General features: G+C 62.0%; 14 protein-coding genes. 7 read left to right on the forward strand and 7 right to left on the reverse strand.

Features of this window, described 5'->3' with window-relative positions; genetic code table 11:
- The first annotated feature begins 64 nt into the window (after nt 1-64).
- From nirB to D8M36_RS00245, 3 genes are read left to right on the forward strand one after another with little or no spacing between them, the layout of a single operon-like run.
- Complete coding sequence (gene nirB, locus D8M36_RS00235) at nt 65-2,773, forward strand: nitrite reductase large subunit NirB (RefSeq protein ID WP_126845822.1); 2,709 nt, start codon at nt 65-67, stop codon at nt 2,771-2,773.
- A gap of 4 nt (nt 2,774-2,777) precedes the next feature.
- Nucleotides 2,778-3,866 carry a uroporphyrinogen-III C-methyltransferase gene (cobA, locus tag D8M36_RS00240; RefSeq protein WP_161970169.1) on the forward strand — a complete coding sequence of 363 codons (1,089 nt, stop codon included), beginning with the start codon at nt 2,778-2,780 and terminating at the stop codon, nt 3,864-3,866.
- Nucleotides 3,863-4,708, forward strand: a complete 846-nt coding sequence (locus D8M36_RS00245) for a uroporphyrinogen-III synthase (protein ID WP_126845826.1) — start codon at nt 3,863-3,865, stop codon at nt 4,706-4,708. Before cobA ends, D8M36_RS00245 begins: the two co-directional genes overlap by 4 nt.
- Here D8M36_RS00245 and D8M36_RS00250 read toward each other — a convergent pair.
- The 3 genes from D8M36_RS00250 to metG are packed head-to-tail and all read right to left on the reverse strand — an operon-like array spanning nt 4,689 to nt 8,006.
- Nucleotides 4,689-5,411: a sirohydrochlorin chelatase gene (locus D8M36_RS00250; RefSeq protein ID WP_126845828.1), complete on the reverse strand. Its 723-nt coding sequence runs from the start codon at nt 5,409-5,411 to the stop codon at nt 4,689-4,691. The genes D8M36_RS00245 and D8M36_RS00250 overlap by 20 nt on opposite strands.
- A gap of 9 nt (nt 5,412-5,420) precedes the next feature.
- Nucleotides 5,421-6,194: an ABC transporter permease gene (locus D8M36_RS00255; RefSeq protein WP_126845830.1), complete on the reverse strand. Its 774-nt coding sequence runs from the start codon at nt 6,192-6,194 to the stop codon at nt 5,421-5,423.
- A 15-nt stretch (nt 6,195-6,209) separates the two neighbouring features.
- Nucleotides 6,210-8,006 (reverse strand): methionine--tRNA ligase, encoded by a 1,797-nt coding sequence (gene metG / locus D8M36_RS00260; protein WP_126845832.1) that lies wholly within the window; start codon nt 8,004-8,006, stop codon nt 6,210-6,212.
- Nucleotides 8,007-8,057: 51 nt separating this feature from the next.
- On the opposite strand from metG, the gene D8M36_RS00265 reads away from it, so the two are divergent.
- Together D8M36_RS00265 and D8M36_RS00270 are read left to right on the forward strand one after the other, a co-directional pair.
- Entirely contained in the window at nt 8,058-9,431 is a 1,374-nt protein-coding gene (locus tag D8M36_RS00265) for a UTP--glucose-1-phosphate uridylyltransferase (RefSeq protein ID WP_065247711.1), read from the forward strand.
- 287 nt (nt 9,432-9,718) lie between these two features.
- A complete protein-coding gene (locus D8M36_RS00270; protein WP_126845834.1) occupies nt 9,719-10,075 on the forward strand; it encodes a hypothetical protein in 357 nt (118 codons plus the stop codon).
- Between the two features lie 1,253 nt (nt 10,076-11,328).
- On the opposite strand, the gene D8M36_RS00275 is transcribed toward D8M36_RS00270, so the two are convergent.
- Both D8M36_RS00275 and D8M36_RS00280 read right to left on the reverse strand, forming a co-directional pair.
- Nucleotides 11,329-11,901 (reverse strand): TetR/AcrR family transcriptional regulator, encoded by a 573-nt coding sequence (locus D8M36_RS00275; protein WP_021353195.1) that lies wholly within the window; start codon nt 11,899-11,901, stop codon nt 11,329-11,331.
- 17 nt (nt 11,902-11,918) lie between these two features.
- Nucleotides 11,919-13,418, reverse strand: coding sequence for an MFS transporter (locus D8M36_RS00280; RefSeq protein ID WP_065247713.1), 1,500 nt, complete (start codon nt 13,416-13,418; stop codon nt 11,919-11,921).
- Between the two features lie 176 nt (nt 13,419-13,594).
- Between D8M36_RS00280 and D8M36_RS00285 the strand changes: the two genes are divergently transcribed.
- A complete protein-coding gene (locus tag D8M36_RS00285) occupies nt 13,595-13,834 on the forward strand; it encodes a hypothetical protein (RefSeq protein WP_016664433.1) in 240 nt (79 codons plus the stop codon).
- Between the two features lie 220 nt (nt 13,835-14,054).
- Here D8M36_RS00285 and pdxY read toward each other — a convergent pair whose 3' ends face one another.
- Both pdxY and D8M36_RS00295 read right to left on the reverse strand, forming a co-directional pair.
- Complete coding sequence (gene pdxY, locus D8M36_RS00290) at nt 14,055-14,909, reverse strand: pyridoxal kinase PdxY (RefSeq protein WP_016664434.1); 855 nt, start codon at nt 14,907-14,909, stop codon at nt 14,055-14,057.
- A gap of 41 nt (nt 14,910-14,950) precedes the next feature.
- A complete protein-coding gene (locus D8M36_RS00295; protein ID WP_016664435.1) occupies nt 14,951-15,562 on the reverse strand; it encodes a thymidine kinase in 612 nt (203 codons plus the stop codon).
- 82 nt (nt 15,563-15,644) lie between these two features.
- Here D8M36_RS00295 and D8M36_RS00300 point away from each other — a divergent pair, with 82 nt between their 5' ends.
- The gene (locus D8M36_RS00300) at nt 15,645-16,616 is read left to right on the forward strand and encodes a sugar phosphate isomerase/epimerase family protein (RefSeq protein ID WP_065247715.1); all 972 of its coding nucleotides are present in this window, start codon (nt 15,645-15,647) and stop codon (nt 16,614-16,616) included.
- Nucleotides 16,617-16,722 lie beyond the last annotated feature (106 nt).

Consider the following 16,722-nt stretch of genomic DNA (forward strand, 5'->3'; position numbering starts at 1 on the left):
GAGGAATGATTTTGTGTAGGGTGGACAGACGTCTACACCCCTTAGCCTTGAAGTAGGAGCTGCCGTGAGCACTACCGACGTTGCCCCCAACTCTGAAACCGCTAGCGAGGAAACCCTCGTCAAGCACGTCGTCGTTGTGGGCGGCGGGCCTGCGGCTCAGCGATTCGCTGAAACGATGCAGTCGCGCGACAAAGCCGGCGCCTACAAGATCACCGTCATCTCGGAAGAGAAGGTCGAGCCCTACGATCGCGTGAACCTCGCGAAGCGATGGGATAAGAGCTACGACCTGACCCTCGGTGATCGCTCGCTGTGGGAAGATCCGCACATTGACCTGCGCCTTGGCGACCGCGTGAACTCCATTGAACCCGACGCGAAACTCGTGCGTACGTCTTCCGGCACGGTCTACGGCTACGACGAGCTCGTGCTCGCGACCGGTTCGAACGCCTTCACCCCGCCCATTAGCGGCTGGGACACGAAGGGTGTTTTTGTGTACCGCACCGTTGATGACGTTGACGGCATGAGTGCAACCGTCGAAGGGCTACGAAACGACGATAAGCGCACGGGCAAGGCAGTTGTTCTCGGTGGCGGTTTGCTCGGCCTCGAGGCTGCCGGCGGTCTCGCAAGCGAAGGCTACGAAGTGCACCTGGTTGAGCTCGCGGGCTGGCTTATGCCTGCTCAGCTCGACGAGGGTGGTGGCAACCTCCTCAATCGTCTCATCGAGCAGCGCGGCATCGTGCTGCACACGGGTGTGAGCCTCGAACAGGTGCTCCCGCGCGTGGAGTACCGCAAGGGCAATACAGCAGACGAGGAAGCAATCAACGCCGCCGCCTCGAACGTGCGCGGCGTCAAGCTTTCCGACGGCACAGAACTCGATGCCGACCTCGTGTGTCTCGCCGTGGGCATCCGCCCTCGCGACGAGCTCGGCAAAGTCAACGGCTTCGAAATGGGGCCGCGCGGCGGCATCATGGTTGGCCAGGACTGCCGCACCTCCGTTGAGCACGTGTGGGCGATCGGCGAATGCGCCGCGATGGAAGGCCGAACAATTGGCCTCGTGGCTCCCGCGAACACGATGGCCGAGGTTGTTGCCGATCAGCTCCTTGGAGGCGACAAGCTCTTCGGCGAGATCGACGGCTCAACCAAACTCAAGCTTTCCGGCATCGACGTTGCCAGCTTCGGCGACGCGAAGGGCGCTGAAAAGGATTCGCTCGATGTGGTCTACGCCGATCCCACCCGCGGCATCTACCAGCGCCTCGTGATGAGCCCCGATGCAGCCGTTCTACGCGGTGGCATCCTCGTGGGTGATGCCTCGAACTACTCGACGCTTCGCGCCTACATTGGTCGCGAGCTCCCGGGCGATCCCGCCGCTTACCTCGCTGCGGGTGGCGGCGAGGTACCCGACTCGGGCGACATGCCCGACGACGTCATCGTCTGCTCGTGCAACAACATCTCCGCGGGCACCATCAAGGCAGCGATCAACGGTGAGGGCGACTTCGCCGAAGCGTGCCACGATATTCCCTCAATCAAAGCGGCGACCACGGCAGGCACGCAGTGTGGCTCGTGTGTTCCTCTCCTGACCAAGATTCTCGGCAACGAACTCGCAAAGTCGGGCATTGCCATGTCGCGCGGCCTCTGTGAGCACTTCTCGATGCCCCGCGCCGAACTGTTCCAGATCGTGAAAGAACACGACCTCAAGAGCTTCCCCGAGGTGATCGGTCGCTACGGTCAGGGCAACGGCTGCGACGTGTGTAAGCCGGTCGTGGCGTCGATTCTTGCGTCGCTCCGCGATGACTACATTCTCGGCAGGGGCCTCCAGGAGCTTCAGGACACGAACGATCGCTTCATCGCGAACATGCAGAAGGATGGCACCTATTCGGTGATCCCGCGCATGCCCGGTGGCGAAGTGAACCCCGAAGCCCTCGTGGTTCTCGCCGAAGTTGCGCGTGACTTCAACCTTTACACCAAGATCACGGGCGCTCAGCGCATCGGCCTTTTTGGTGCCCGCCTCGAGCAGCTCCCGAACATTTGGACCCGCCTCGTCGAGGCCGGCTTCGAGTCGGGCCAGGCCTACGGCAAGAGCCTTCGCGCAGTCAAGAGCTGCGTGGGAACGGACTGGTGCCGTTTCGGTCAGCAGGATTCGGTTGGCATGGCCGTGCTTCTTGAGAACCGCTACAAGGGGCTTCGTTCGCCCCACAAGTTCAAGCTCGGCGTATCGGGGTGTGCACGTGAGTGTGCTGAGGCCCGCGGCAAGGACATCGGCGTGATCGCGACCGATAAGGGCTGGAACCTTTACGTAGGCGGCAACGGTGGCTTTACCCCGCGCCACGCCGACGAATTCGCGCACGACCTGAGTGACGAAGAACTCGTGAAGTACGTTGACCGCTTCCTCATGTACTACATCTCGGATGCCGATAAGCTTCAGCGGACCGCATCGTGGGTTGAGGCCCGCGGCATCGACCACGTCAAGGAAGCTGTGCTCGAGGATTCGCTCGGCATGGGCGAGCAGTGGGAACACGAGATGCAGAAGTTCGTGGACAACCACAAGGACGAGTGGGTCGAGGCCGTGAAGGATCCCGAGAAGCTCTCGCGCTTCCGGTCCTTCATCAACGCCCCCGAGACCCCGGATCCGCTGTTCGCGCGCGTGCCGATGCGCGATCAGAACCGCCCGGCCACCCTCGAAGAGCGTGAACAGGTACTGATCTCTGGCCCGGTGATTTCCTTCCGCGATGCCCACGGCCAGGAGGTTCCCGCCGCGCAGGTTCTCGAGCGCAAGTAACTTCGTGAAGGCTTCTGCTCTCTCAGTAGCCCACCGATGGCAGGGCCGCGTCGTGGATCTTTCCGATCATCGCGGCCCCGCCAGCTGGCGGGCGGCGCAAGCCCTCGCGCTTGAGGGCGCTACGGTCTACATCGGCGATTCGCGCGCTCGCGATCGAGCGCACGGGTTCGATCGGCTTGCGAGGGAGCACGGGCTTGAGAACCTTGCCCTCCAGTGGGCGGCGGAGCTACGTGGGGAGATCAGCTCCGACGCTTGTGCGCCCCACGCCGAGAAGATTGCGCTCCATGAGGCTGAGGAACCGTCGGAAAATGGGGAGAATCCCGCCGGCGTTGTGACGCTCGTAGGCGGTGGCCCAGGAGATCCGAGCCTCCTGACCGTGGCCGCACTTACCGCGATTGCGCGTGCCGACGTCGTTCTTCTTGATCGGCTTGGGATTGCACTGAACGTTGTGGACTTCGCGCCCGCCGCCCTCGTGATCGATGTGGGTAAAGCCCCGGGCCGCCACAAAATGTCGCAACATTCGATCAACGAGACCATGCTGGCTTTCGCCCGCGCGGGTGCGCGGGTTGTGCGTCTCAAGGGCGGCGATCCGTTTATTTTCGGGCGCGGTGGCGAAGAGTGGCGGTTCCTCGCGGAACAGGGGATCCGAGTCGACGTTGTTCCCGGCCTGACGAGCGCCCTGAGCGTTCCCGCACACGCGGGAGTTTCAGCGACGTATCGTGAGGTCACGCGCGCCGTCACGATCATGTCGGGCCATCAGCCCTTCAACCAGGCCGAACTCTCTTCTCTCGTGTCTCTTGGAAGCACCATCGTGATCCTCATGGGAGTCGCGACCTTCCCCTCAACCGTCGCGGGGCTTCGAAAGGCCGGCCTGCCCGATTCTACGGGCGTTGCACTCCTCGAGCAGGGGTACACCGCGAACGAACGGCACACTTTTACAACCCTCGGCGCCGCGATCGACGAGGCGCGCGCCCGAGGCGTCACGAATCCCGCGGTCATCGTCATAGGCGACGTCGTAAACGTCAGGGAAGCGTCGGCAGAAATCATCGAATCCCGCACCGATACCCCTACCGAAGGAGAGGAACTCGCGTGAGTCACCCCAACCCCACGAGCCCGATTGACTCTCACGAGCGTCCCCTCGAGGGCCTTCGCGTGGCCGTGACCGCGGCACGCCGTGCCAACGACCAGATCGCCGCTCTTGAGCGAGCTGGTGCGAGGACCGTACATGCCCCAACGATGCGGATCGTGCCGGTAGAAGACGATACCGCCCTCATCGACGAGACCCGCGCTCTGCTCGAGGCGGCGCCGCCCACGTTTTTCGTGACGACCGGGCAGGGCATCAACTCGTGGCTCCAGATTCTCGACGAGCCCCTCAAGCAGCAGGTTCTCGACTACCTCTCGTCAACTCAGATCATTTGCCGCGGCGCCAAAGGGCGCGGCGCGGTTCGTAAGTGGGGCCTTCCCGACGCGCCGAGCAGTGAAAAGGAAACGAGCACGTCGATGGTCGAACTCGCCCTCGACCTCGGTATTGCCGAGGGCCCCGTGGGCCTTCAGCGTCACGGCTACGTTCCCGAAAAGGCGCTTGCCCCGCTTGGCGACCGTGAAGTGTATGTGGTGGCTCCCTACCGGTGGGAGCTCGCGGAAGACGTCACGCCCGTGCACGATCTCGTGAAGAGCATCATCGCTCGCGAGGTTGATGCCGTGACGTTCACGGCGGCCCCGGCCGTCGTGGCGTTGTGTGAGGTGGCCGCCGAAATGGGTGCTCGCGAGGAGCTCCTCGAAGCCTTCGGCAGCGATGTGCGTCCGGTTGCCGTCGGACACGTCACCGCCGAACCTCTCGAAGACGAGGGTCTTGTGCCGCTGTACCCTGAGCGCGAGCGCCTTGGGGCGATGGTCAAGCTCATGGGGGAGAAGCTCAGTCCTCGCGGGCGCTGATCGCTTCCAGTGCGGTTTCGTAGCGTGCCGCCACGATCGGAGCGAGAGCATCGCCGAGGTGCGCGAGAACCTGCCAGCCGGCCCCTGTGGCGCGCTCACGTGCCTTATCGAGCAAAAGCCCGGGCGCAGTGAAAAGGGGCAGAACCGTGCCCGGCGTGGTGGCGGCTTCGAGACGGTCGTTTAAGCGCGGGGCACACGTGGCGAAACGCGCGCGCACATCCCGGCCCGTACGCTTGGCGAGTGCGATCGCGAGCACCTCCACCGCTTCATTAGCGCCGGGGCGAGAGGAACCAACGGCGAGCAGAACGATCTCGCCTAGTGCGCTTTGATCTTCGGTGCCGGCAAGATGTGTCTCAAGAACATCGACGAGATCCTCACCCGTGCCGATCACGTCAGCCTGGACGAGATCGAGGCCGTGGGCGAGCGTCGCGTCACGCAGCTCGCTCGGCGCATCCTCGGTTGCGTGATAGGCCTCAGTGAAAAGGAGAGGTACAGCGATCGCCGAGGAGTACCCGTGGTCGGCAAGCGCGCCCGCCACCTCTGGAATCGACGGGGAGGCGAAATCCTCGAGGTACGCCGCGTGAGCCTCGACCCCGAGAATCGCGCCCGCTTTGGCCACAAGTGACTCGGTGGCGACCGCAGCGGCGGGGTTGCGGCTGCCGTGGGCGATGCCTATGAGGGCGGGTGTTTCGGTGTGCATCATGCAAAAACCCTACCCGAGGTGGGATTTTTTCTCGCTTACGGCGCGCGAGGGCCGCCCGCTCGCGACGGGGTCCGAGCCCCACATCACGAGCGCCGCCGCGACCGTCCCCGTTGCCATGATGCCTGCAAGCACGAGAAGTTGGAACCGGCCTGCTTCGAGGGGGGAGGCACCCGCGAAGACGGCCCCCACGAATGCCCCCGGCATCGTGACAATGCCCGTCACACGCGTTTGATCAACGTTTGGAATGAGCGCCTCGCTCATCGCCCTCGAGGCAATATCGCGCACTGCCCGACGGTTTGTCGCACCGAGGCCGAGCCACCCTTCGATCTCACCCCAATGCTCAGCGACGTCCTGCGAAAGCCTGCGGCCCGAAAGCGTCACGACGCTCATCGCATTTCCCGTGATAATGCCGCCAAAGGCGAGAAGGTTCTGGCCCGTGAACTCGAGTGCACCGGTGAGGAACACCGTGAGCACGGAGATCGCGACTGCGGCGGTCATGGCCCCTGCGACGAGCGCGACCGTGCGTGCATTGGCCCCGAGTCGGCGTGAGGAGGTCCAAATGCCGAAACCAAGCATGATGAGCAGTGCGAGGAAAACGTAGCTTACCTGCGTAATCGCGATGCTGAGAACACTCGCGAGGATCGCGAGTTGCACGAGCGCCCGCAGCAGTGCCACGGCGGGATCAGCCCACTTTGGTATCGTCCATGCGCGCCTGAGCGCAAGGGTGAGTGCGAGGCAGAGCGCTAAAGCAACCGCTGTTGACACAAGAGAAACGGTGCTCACAGCGCTTCTCCCGAACTATTCGCTCGCGATACCGAGGCGCTCGAGTTCCTCTTCGACAATGCTGGGGTCGAGCTTCTGGAAAATCGGCTTGGGCTTTGCGACCGGAGCGCCCACCGTGACATCGCGATGCCCCCAAGCAGGAACGTGCGTGTAATCGCCCGTGATGATGGGGTAGGTAGCGTCGGCATCGAGATCCTCAACCTCTTCGATGTGTGGCATCGGCGCGATCTCGAGCGTGCCGCCCAGAACCTTCTCGACTTGGTTCGCGGAGAACGGCAGGAACGGCGAGAGCATCGTGTTGAGGTCGGTCACGGCCTGTGCCAGCACATGCAAAATCGTGAGCAGGCGTGGGCGCTCTTCTTCGGCTTTGAGCTTGAACGGCTCGGTCGCCGACACATACGCGTTCGCTTCTCCCACGAGATGCATGATTTCGGAGATGGCCGCCCTCTGGCGGTGGGTGCGAATGAGGTTTCCGACGGTGTCAAAGCCCTCGGTGATCTTCGTCAGGAGGGCGCTGTCTGCTTCCGTGAGCTCGCCCGCTGCGGGAATTTCACCCACGTTCTTGGCGATCATGGCAGCGGTGCGGTTCACGAGGTTGCCCCATCCAGCAACGAGCTCGTTGTTCGTGCGCGACACGAACTCGCTCCACGTGAAGTCGGCGTCCTGGTTTTCGGGGCCTGCCGCGGAAATGAAGTAGCGCAGGGCATCGGCCTGATAACGCTCGAGAACATCGCGCACATAAATCACAATGCCCTTCGAACTCGAGAACTTCTTCCCCTCCATCGTGAGGAACTCCGAACTCACGACTTCCGTCGGAAGGTTGAGCGTGCCGAGCCTTCCCGGCTCACCGCCCTTGCTGCCGCCGCCGTTGTGCGCAATGAGCTCAGCCGGCCAAATCTGCGAGTGGAAAACGATGTTGTCCTTGCCCATGAAGTAATACGAGAGGGCTTCCGGGTCATTCCACCACTTGCGCCAGGCCTCAGGGTCGCCAGAGCGGCGCGCCCACTCGATCGACGCCGAAAGATAGCCAATCACGGCATCGAACCACACGTACAGGCGTTTCGTGGGCTGATCTTCCCAGCCGGGAACGGGGATTCCCCAGTCGATGTCGCGGGTCATCGCGCGCGGCTTGATGTCCTTGAGGATGTTCTGACTGAAGCGAATCACGTTCGGGCGCCACAGCCCCGTGGCCTCGCGCTCATCGAGCCATTTGCCGAGTGCATCGGCGAGTGCGGGCAGGTCGAGGAAGTAGTGGGTGGTTTCGATGAACTGTGGGGTTTCGCCATTGATGCGCGAGACCGGGTCGATGAGGTCGGTTGGGTCGAGTTGGTTGCCGCATGCGTCGCATTGGTCGCCGCGGGCACCGGCCGTCTTGCACAGCGGGCATGTGCCTTCAATGTAGCGGTCGGGGAGTGTGCGGCCGGTCGACGGGGAGATTGCGCCGCGCGTCACCTTTTCGATCATGTAGCCGTTGTCGCGCACGGTCGTGAACATTTCCTGCACGATCGCGTAGTGATTGCCGGAAGTCGTGCGCGTGAAGAGGTCGTAGGAGAGCCCGAGGTTCACGAGGTCTTCAACGATCACGCGGTTGTTGCGATCGGCAAGCTCGCGCGCCGTAATTCCTTCTTGATCGGCAGCCACGAGGATCGGGGTTCCGTGTTCATCGGTTCCCGAGACCATGAGCACGTCGTGCCCGGCCATGCGCATGTAGCGCGAAAAAACATCGGAGGGGACACCGAATCCGGCAACGTGGCCGATGTGGCGGGGTCCGTTTGCATAGGGCCAGGCGACAGCAGAAAGCACAGTACTCATAGGGCACCAATTCTACGACGTTTTATGAGGGAAGCGCCTTATCCTGGACTCATGAGTTACGACAACGACACGAATGCCACCGGACTCACGCTTGCTCAGCAGAAAATGCGCGAGGCGGGCGTGGCCGAAGCCGCTATCAATGTCTTCAGCGATTTTTACCACCAGCTTGCGCAAGGCGTGACCGGTTCGATCCCGGAAGAGACGATCTCGCCGCTCACCGAGGTGGATCGACTTGCCGATGTCGAGGTTGATCCCGAGGTTGCGAAGGATGCTTTCTCGAAGCTCGTTGTCATTAACCTCAACGGTGGCCTTGGCACCTCGATGGGCATGGACCGCGCGAAGTCCCTCCTCCCCGTTCGTGAGGGAAAGAGCTTCCTCGAGATTATCGTTGAGCAGGTACTCGCGGCCCGTAAGAAGACCGGAGCGCGCCTCCCGCTTTTGTTTATGAACTCTTTCCGCACGCGCGAGGACACCCTCGAAGTACTCGCGAAGTACCCGGATCTTCAGGTGGGGGATCTGCCGCTTGACTTCCTCCAGAACAAGGAGCCAAAGCTCAAGCGCGATGACCTCACCCCCGTGGAGTTCCCGGAAAACCCGGAGCTGGAATGGTGCCCGCCGGGCCACGGCGATATTTATACGGCGCTTCTCACCTCGGGCGTGCTCGATGCGCTTCTTGAGCAGGGCTTTCGTTACGCATCGATCTCGAACTCGGACAACCTCGGCACGGTTCCTTCGCCCGAAATCGCCGGGTGGTTCGCCGCCTCGGGTGCACCGTACGCCGCGGAGTTGTGCCGCCGCACGGCCGCAGACCGCAAGGGCGGGCACCTTGCGATCCGCAAATCCGACTCCCGCCTCATCCTGCGTGATACCGCCCAAACCCCGGCGGAGCAGATGGAGTACTTCACCGATGAACACCGCCACCCGTTCTTCCACACGAACAACCTGTGGTTTGATCTCGTGAAGCTCAAGGAGATCCTCACCGAGCGTGAGGGTGTCATGGGCCTTCCACTCATCCGCAACGAAAAGACTGTTGATCCTTCCGATAAGTCAAGCACCCCCGTCTACCAGATTGAATCGGCGATGGGAGCGGCCATCGAGGTGTTCGAGGGCGCGACCGCGATTGTGGTGGACCGCTCGCGTTTCCTGCCGGTGAAAACAACGAGCGACCTGCTGCTCGTGCGCTCCGATGTCTACGAGCTCACCGAGGATTACGCTCTTGAGAAGGTCATCGAGAAGGCCCCGCTCGTCAAGCTCGCCGACAGCCCCTACAAGCTCGTGGGTGACTTCGAGAAGCGTTTCCCGGGTGGTGCGCCGAGCCTTAAAGACGCGTCTTCGCTCACCGTTGAGGGGGATTGGACGTTCAATGAGGGCGTCCGGATTGAAGGTGACGTGACCCTCGGAGCTGAGGGCGGAATCCTCCCGTAGTTCCCCTCCTCGAATTGCATAGGGGTTGCGGGGGTTTGGCGCGGTGCATGTGGCCCGCCCAGGCCCCCGTTTCCATGCTGCGCCGCCGCCCAGTCGTCATTGACGCGCCTGGCCGAGGCGAGGCGCCGCTAAGTCGAGCGGATGCCGGCTCGCCAAACTCTCTTCGCCCATGAAGAGCTTCCACAATTTCCAAACCCCCGTTGCGCAGGCTTTAGCGGTCTGGTTGGCTATGTGACATAGGCCTCGCTCGGGGGAGTGGGGCCGCGTCGAGCTGGATGGGGGAGTGTATGCGGAGTGGGCGGGCACAGGTTCTTGGTGCGTTGAGTGTCGCGGTTGTGGTGGCGGCGGGGTTCGTGGGCTGTGGTGGTGAGTCTGCGGGTGGTCCGACGCCTGCCGCGCAGTCATCCAGTTCTCCGCTGAGCAGTGATGCTGGCGGTGCAGATTCGGGTGGTGGCAGTGATGGCGGTGGTGAAGCGTCCGGCCGCACGCCGAATCTTCCGCCGGAAAACGCGGCGCTTGAGGCTCCTGATTTCAAGGACTACACGGGCATAAAGTACGAAACCGATCAGGGCGCCCAGGAGACAGCTAGGTACTTTGTTGATGGATGTATTACGGGTATGCCACGGGCGATACGGAACCGCTAGGGAACGTGGTTGATTCCCGTCAGTGCGAAAATTGCCAACGTGTTATTGACGGCATAGATCGGTGGCGGAAGAAGTCTAAACATATTTCGCCCGCCGAGATCTCTGAAGATGATATTTGGGTCGTTGAGACTAACGACGACTTCACTCAAGTGGAATATTGATACACCGTCAACGATGTGGTGGTGACAGAGCCGGGCCTAAGTAGTGAAACGGTTAAAGGTGAAAGAAAAGCATCAGCATTTCGCCTCCGTTACCTGAACGGATCTTGGAAGATCCAAGAGGGTGTTTGGAAAGGGGCGGACGATGTCTCGCGGTAAAATTTTCGGCTTGTTGATTGGTGCGGCAATCGCCATTTCAAGTTGGTCGGCACCGGTCTTAGGTGAAGAGAACTCAGATATTGATTTTGATGGAGTCGCTGAAACTGGATCTTTGACAATCGAGGGTAGAAAACCTGGAGGCCCCATTAATGGCGGGTCAAATGGGCGGGCGCCGGATAAACCTTCGGGCAAGCGTGATGCGGTGACGGATGGCCCGCGGCGGGTGTGGGTGTCGGCGAGTGATCGGGATTTGGGTTGTCGTAGTGGTGGGCCTGATGTGTTTCGGTTGCTTGCTGTGACGTCGTTTTGTCGCACTGCGCGGGCAGCGTGTCCGGTAGCGTTTCCGGGGGCGTCAGTTGTGGTGGGACATGAGGTAGAGGTATCGACGGGGGCGCCGATTTTGGGGACGGAGCGTGTGTCGGGGTGTTCGTCGCCGTCTTCGAGCTCGGGTGGCGGTGGTTCTGTGATGCCGGTGGTGTCGCAGGAGGATTTTCGGTCGCTTGGTGTGGAGCCGCTTGAGGCGCATTTGGGACCGCCGGGTGAGTGGATCCCGATCGGGTTGGACATGGTGGTCTGGGCGGAGTCTCGGGTGCAGACTTTTGAGGTGGAGATGCTCGGTCAAGCTGTGAGTGTGCGGGCGACGCCGGTGAAATATATCTGGGATTTTGGTGATGGGACGGTGTTGACGACTTTGTTTCCCGGTAGGCCGTTTCCGAGTAAGGATGTGTCGATGGGGTATACCCAGTGCGACAGATGTGTCGCAAAAATGGCGAGACCGAGCCTATTGGCAACAGCAAACTACTGCGCCGTAACTGTCCCGCTGGGGTGCCCCTGTATGGCACTGACTCGACGAGGCCGCGAACGAGCAGCCTCTTGAGAAGGCGAAAGGCAGCGGCAGCGAACCTGGATCGGTTCAGATCTGCGAGATGGATGCGCTCATCGGTTCGCCGCGTTGCTCGAGGTTCCGGCTGCGTCCGCAACGGAGTGGGCGAGGTGCTCTGCCAGCGCGGCGCGCAGTTCGGGCGGAAGGGGGGCGGCTCCGACGGATTCGCTAAGCCAGAGTCCGTCGGCGGCAAGGTACGCGACCATCTTCTGCAGCGCCCGAGGGTCAGTCGGGTCAATCTCGGCAGGGTCGGGTATCCATCGGGAGATGACCCTTCTCCACGGCTTGTTGAGCTCGCTGTCGGTGCTCGCCTCGAGCATGAACAGCAGCTCGGGGCCAGTGGCGCTGCGAGCGCTCACGCGGGCGTAGGCGGCGACGCGCTCGTCCTGCGTTGCCTCGTCTGGGTCCTTGCCCAGGACGTTGATCATCTCGTGGTCCCAGCGCTCGGCAAGATGCTCGTGCAGCGCGAGCACCAGGGCGTCCTTCGAGGGGAAGTGGTAGAGCAGCCCACCTTTGGTGAGTCCGGAGGCGGCGGCCACCGATTCGTACGTGACGGCCGTGACGCCGTCGGTTTCGACAACGTGGAGGGCGGCTTGGAGGATGGAGTCTCGTTTGCTGGTCCGCATGAGCGGTCCTTTCGTGGTCAGTGCTCGGAGTGCAGCTGCGACTGCGTGCCAGGCAGGTACCGACGCAGCAGCACTCCCGTGATGACAGCGGCCGCTGCCAGGACGCCGGCAACGACTAGCATCACGACGAGGTACGCGGAGTCGAAGGCCGTGGAGGCCGCCTGAATGATGGCGGCGTCTCCCTGCGCCGCCTCCAGTGCCTCGGCGATACCGTCACCAGCCGCCGCCGGTGCGCCGTTGGGGAGGACAACACTGGCGGTATAGATGGCCGTGAGCAGGCTTCCGAGCACGGACACGGCGATGAGGCTGCCGAACTCGTAGGAGACCTCTTCGAGGGAAGCGGCCATGCCTGCACGGCGCACCGGCACGTTCCCGATGATGGCGGTGGAGGCGACCGACATGGCAGCTCCGAGACCGGCACTCGTCACCAGAAGGCCGAGAACCAGCACGCCGAAGGATGATTGGAACCCGACTACCGTCACCACGACGCCGCCGGTGGCGACGGCGAGACCACCGGTGATCAGCGCGAGCAGCCCGACACGGTGCAAGAAGGCACCACCCAGGAGCGCTGTCGGCAACGAGCCCACGGCAATCACGGCAACCAAAAGCCCAGCCTCCAGCGGACTGAAGCCGACGACCTGCTGGAACCGTTGCGTGGTGACAAGCTGGATGCCACCGATGGCGAACATCGCGCACGCCGCGGCGAGCACGCCAGCACTGAACGCCGGGTTGAGGAAGATGGAGAACTCCAGCAGCGGATTCTCCAGGCGCCGCTGACGGCGCACGAAGAGCCAGAACCCGATGGCAGCAACGAGCAGCGCAACAACAATGGTCGCGACAGACGGGGGCGCGTGGCCGATCTCCTTGATGGCCACCACCGTTCCGACGAGCCCGATCATCACCAGTATCGAAGACACGGCATCCCAGCGCTTCGAAGGATCCGGGTCATTGGCCGGGCGGATCAACCAGGTAGCAACCAGCGCCAGCGCCACTACGGGCACGTTCACCAGGAACACCGAGCCCCACCAGAAGTTCTCGAGCAAAGTTCCGCCGAGGATGGGGCCCAGCGCGGCACCCACCACGGAGAGGCTGCCCCAGATCGCGATCGCAAAATTCCGCTCGCGCTCGACCGTGAAGTACGTGCGGATCAGTGCCAGGGTTGCCGGCATCATCGCTGCCGCACCGACAGCGAGCACAGCGCGTGCACCGATCAGCACCTCGGGCGACGGCGCCAACGCTGCGAGCAGGGACGCCAACCCGAAGATCACCAGGCCGACGACGAACATCCGCGTGTGGCCGATGCGATCACCGAGGGTCCCGCTACCGAGCAGCAGGCCCGCCATCACCAGGGGGTAGGCGTTGATGATCCACAGGCTCTGGGTGCTTGATGCCTGAAGGTCCTCGGTCAGTGTCGGCAATGCCGTGTACAGGATCGAGTTGTCGAGGGTGATCAGTAGGAGCCCCGCTCCGACAGTCACCAGCAGCGACCAGCGTCGCCGTTTCGTCATCGTGGACATGCGCGTCTCCTTAATCGTTTAATCGTGAACAACGTAAGTGTACCGGATGGATGGTGTAGTTATGTCTACTGCGAGAGAGATCCGCGTCACTCCCTGTTCACGGCGCCTAAGGCCAGTAACTACGAGCGTGGCGCTCATTTGGGTATGCGTTTGAGGGGTGGTATGAGGTGTCGTTGGTGACGGTTTTTAGTGGGGAGTTTTCGGTTGGTGGGGGTGCGTGGCAGCCGATTGATGGCACTGTGCAGGTGAGGTCTGAACCGAAGTGGATGTATTCGGATCTTCGTCAGGCGCGTCTTGTGGGGGATGAAGAGCCAACGGAGTATCTCGGTATTCCCCAGCGGGGTAAGGAAACGCTGGGGCCGTTGAACCCGGACGCGGAGAAGAAAACGTTAACGAAACCGCGCAAGAAGAACTAAAAACTAGCCTCCCGTGGGGCAAGGCAAGGGTCGGGAAAAATCAGGCGGCACCGTTTCGGAAATGCTCTCGCCGTTTTTCTCCACCCTCATGACGCGGCGTATGTCGCGCAAGTGCGCTGGAATCAAAGCTTCAGGACCCTATAGAGTCAAAGCCGAAACGACCTAGGATCCAATATCCCCTAAACCCTGTGGATTCAAACCCCCACAACCCCTATGGAATTCAGTGAGGGAGGGGGTGGGCCTTGAATTTCGTGTCGGGATTGACGAACGCGTCCTGGCTTTCGACGATCAAGAGCTCACGTGCATTCACTTTGAGGGTGCGGTCGATGAGCTCGAACACCGACGCGGCAGTTTTCTCGAGCGCCTCAACGGGGCCGGCGCCGCCAAGCAAGTGTGCCGTGAAAAGAGCCGTCGTCACATCGCCGCTGCCGTGAACCTTGCGCTTCAGGCGCGGTGTCGAAATAAGGTGAGCGCCGGAAGAATCGGCCACGAGAAGTTCGAGGGTGCCGGGCGTGGTTTTATCGGTGAGTACGCTCGTGACAAGAACGGTGTCGGGGCCCTCGGCGCGCAGTTGTTCGACAGCAGTGAGGGTGCCCTCGAGAGTGGACACATCGGTGTCCGTGAGCACGCCCAGCTCGAAGTGATTCGGAGTCAGCACCTCCGCGGCCGGAACAACCTTGTTCGCCATGAGCGGCGGGATATCGGAATCGACGTAGAAACCTTCGCCCGCGTTGCCCATCACTGGATCGGCGATATACACGGCGCGTGGATTGTGCTTCTTGACGCGCTCAACGGCATCGAGGATGACGTCAGTGACGGCAGCGGAGCCCTGATAACCGCTGAGAACAGCGTCGGCTTCGCCGAGGATGCCGAGCTCTTCGATGCCGAGAACGACCTCGTGTACGTCCTTCGCGTCGATCACGGGGCCACGGAATGTGGGGTGGCCAGTGTGATTGGAGAAGAGAACTGTATTTACGGGCCACACTTCGTGGCCGAGACGCTGGAGCGGGAACACCGCCGCGGAGTTGCCCGCGTGGCCGTAGGCCACGGCAGATTGGATCGACAGAATTTTCATGCGTCACTCCTTGACGGCTTGGGAACGGGAAACATCGGTGTTTAGAAGAGAGCGGGGCCGAGCGCTTGAGCTTTCTCATCGAGGTAGCACGTGCCACACAGCGACTCGTAGGTCACGCGGCCCGCGCCATCGATCGCTACTTGGTCGCCTTCGAACACGAACGCGCCGTTCACGCTTCGACAATTGAACTCGGCTTGCGACCCACAGCGGCACATCGTGGGGAGTTTCTCGAAGTTGTCGGCAAGCTCGAACAGGCGCGACGAGCCGGGAAATTGACAGGCGAGAAAATCGGTGCGAAGCCCGTAGCAGATGACGGAGATCTGGTCGTTCTTGGCGACGAGGAACAGCTGGTCGATTTGATCGCGGTCCAGGAATTGGCTCTCATCGACGAGAACGACATGAAAGTTTCGCTCAGGGCGAGCAGCGATGAACGCTTTGATTTCTTCGCGAAGGTCGTGCCCGGACTCAATGAGAACATCGACCCGTCGCTTCGCGCCTCCGCGCGCGAGCACCCAGTCTTCGCCCTTCGTATCGACAGCGGGCTTGACGGTAATGGTGCCGAGGCCGCGTTCCTCGTAGTTGTAGGCCGTCTTGATAAGGGTGTCGGATTTTCCCGAGTTCATCGCGCCGTATTTGAAGTGGAGCTTAGCCATCGGTTCCTCCTGAGCATCCCTTCGGCGCGCGTGAATATATCCTCCACAACCTTAGTGCACCTGGCCTTGCTAGCGTGAAGGCGTGACGACAAGCGACAAAAGTGGCAACGGCCGAAAGGTCTTCACCCGTAAGAACCAGGCGAGAAAAAACTCGAGAGCGTGGCGTGAGAGGAGCCGAGCAGGCGTCGGACCCAGCGCTTCTCACTCCAATGATGGGGCGGGCCGAACTGAAACAAGCGAAGCCGCACACCCGAGAACCCGCGCTGGTCGCACGATTCCCATTGGGCTTTCCACTTCGTCGCTGTTCCCGCTCGGCCTCGAGGAAACATTCCAGGCTGCGCGGCACACGGGCTACGACGGCGTCGAGGTCATGTGTTCGCTCGACCCGGCTACCCGTGACGCCATGCGCCTTGAGACCCTCACGCGTGTGTATGACCTGCCGATTTTGTCGCTTCATGCCCCGACCCTCTTCTTTTTGCAGTTCGCAGGCGGCCTTGACCCCAAAAAGAAGCTTGAGGACACGATGCGTCTCGCCGTGGATCTTGGGGTTCCGACGGTTGTCGCCCACCCGCCGTTCCGATGGCAGGGGCGTTACGCCAAGAACTTCGTGGAGATCGTTGCCGAGCTCGAAGAGCGCTACGGGATCGCGCTTGCCGTCGAGAATATGTATCCGTGGCGCCTCGGGGTGCGCGAGGCCCTTCCGTATTACCCGGATCATGACCCGACCGATGAGGATTACGCCCACCTGACGATCGACCTCTCTCATGCGTCAACCGCGGGTGATGATGCCCTCGCGATGATCGAACGTGTCGGGGATCGGCTCAGCCACCTCCACCTCACCGACGGTTCAGGCCACACGCTGCGCGATGAACACCTTGTGCCGGGCGAGGGGGATCAGCCGGTTGCCGAGATTCTGCAGAGGCTCGCGCGTCGTGGATGGGGCGGGTCTGTCATCGTGGAGATCGCGACGGGCACGAGCCGGAACTTCGACGCGAAGCTCGCCCCTATCGAACGTTCGCTCGTCGTTGCGCGCCGAGAACTCAGTCACGTTTGAGCGCCAAAGCCCTTTGAACTGGTCACTTTTTCACCAAATCTCCAGTGCTTCGGTGGACAATAATGGGGCGCTTTGAGAGGCGCGAACCGAGACCGAAAGCGAATAG

This window comes from Dermabacter sp. HSID17554 (genome assembly GCF_003989295.1).
Classification (GTDB): Bacteria; Actinomycetota; Actinomycetes; order Actinomycetales; family Dermabacteraceae; genus Dermabacter; species Dermabacter vaginalis.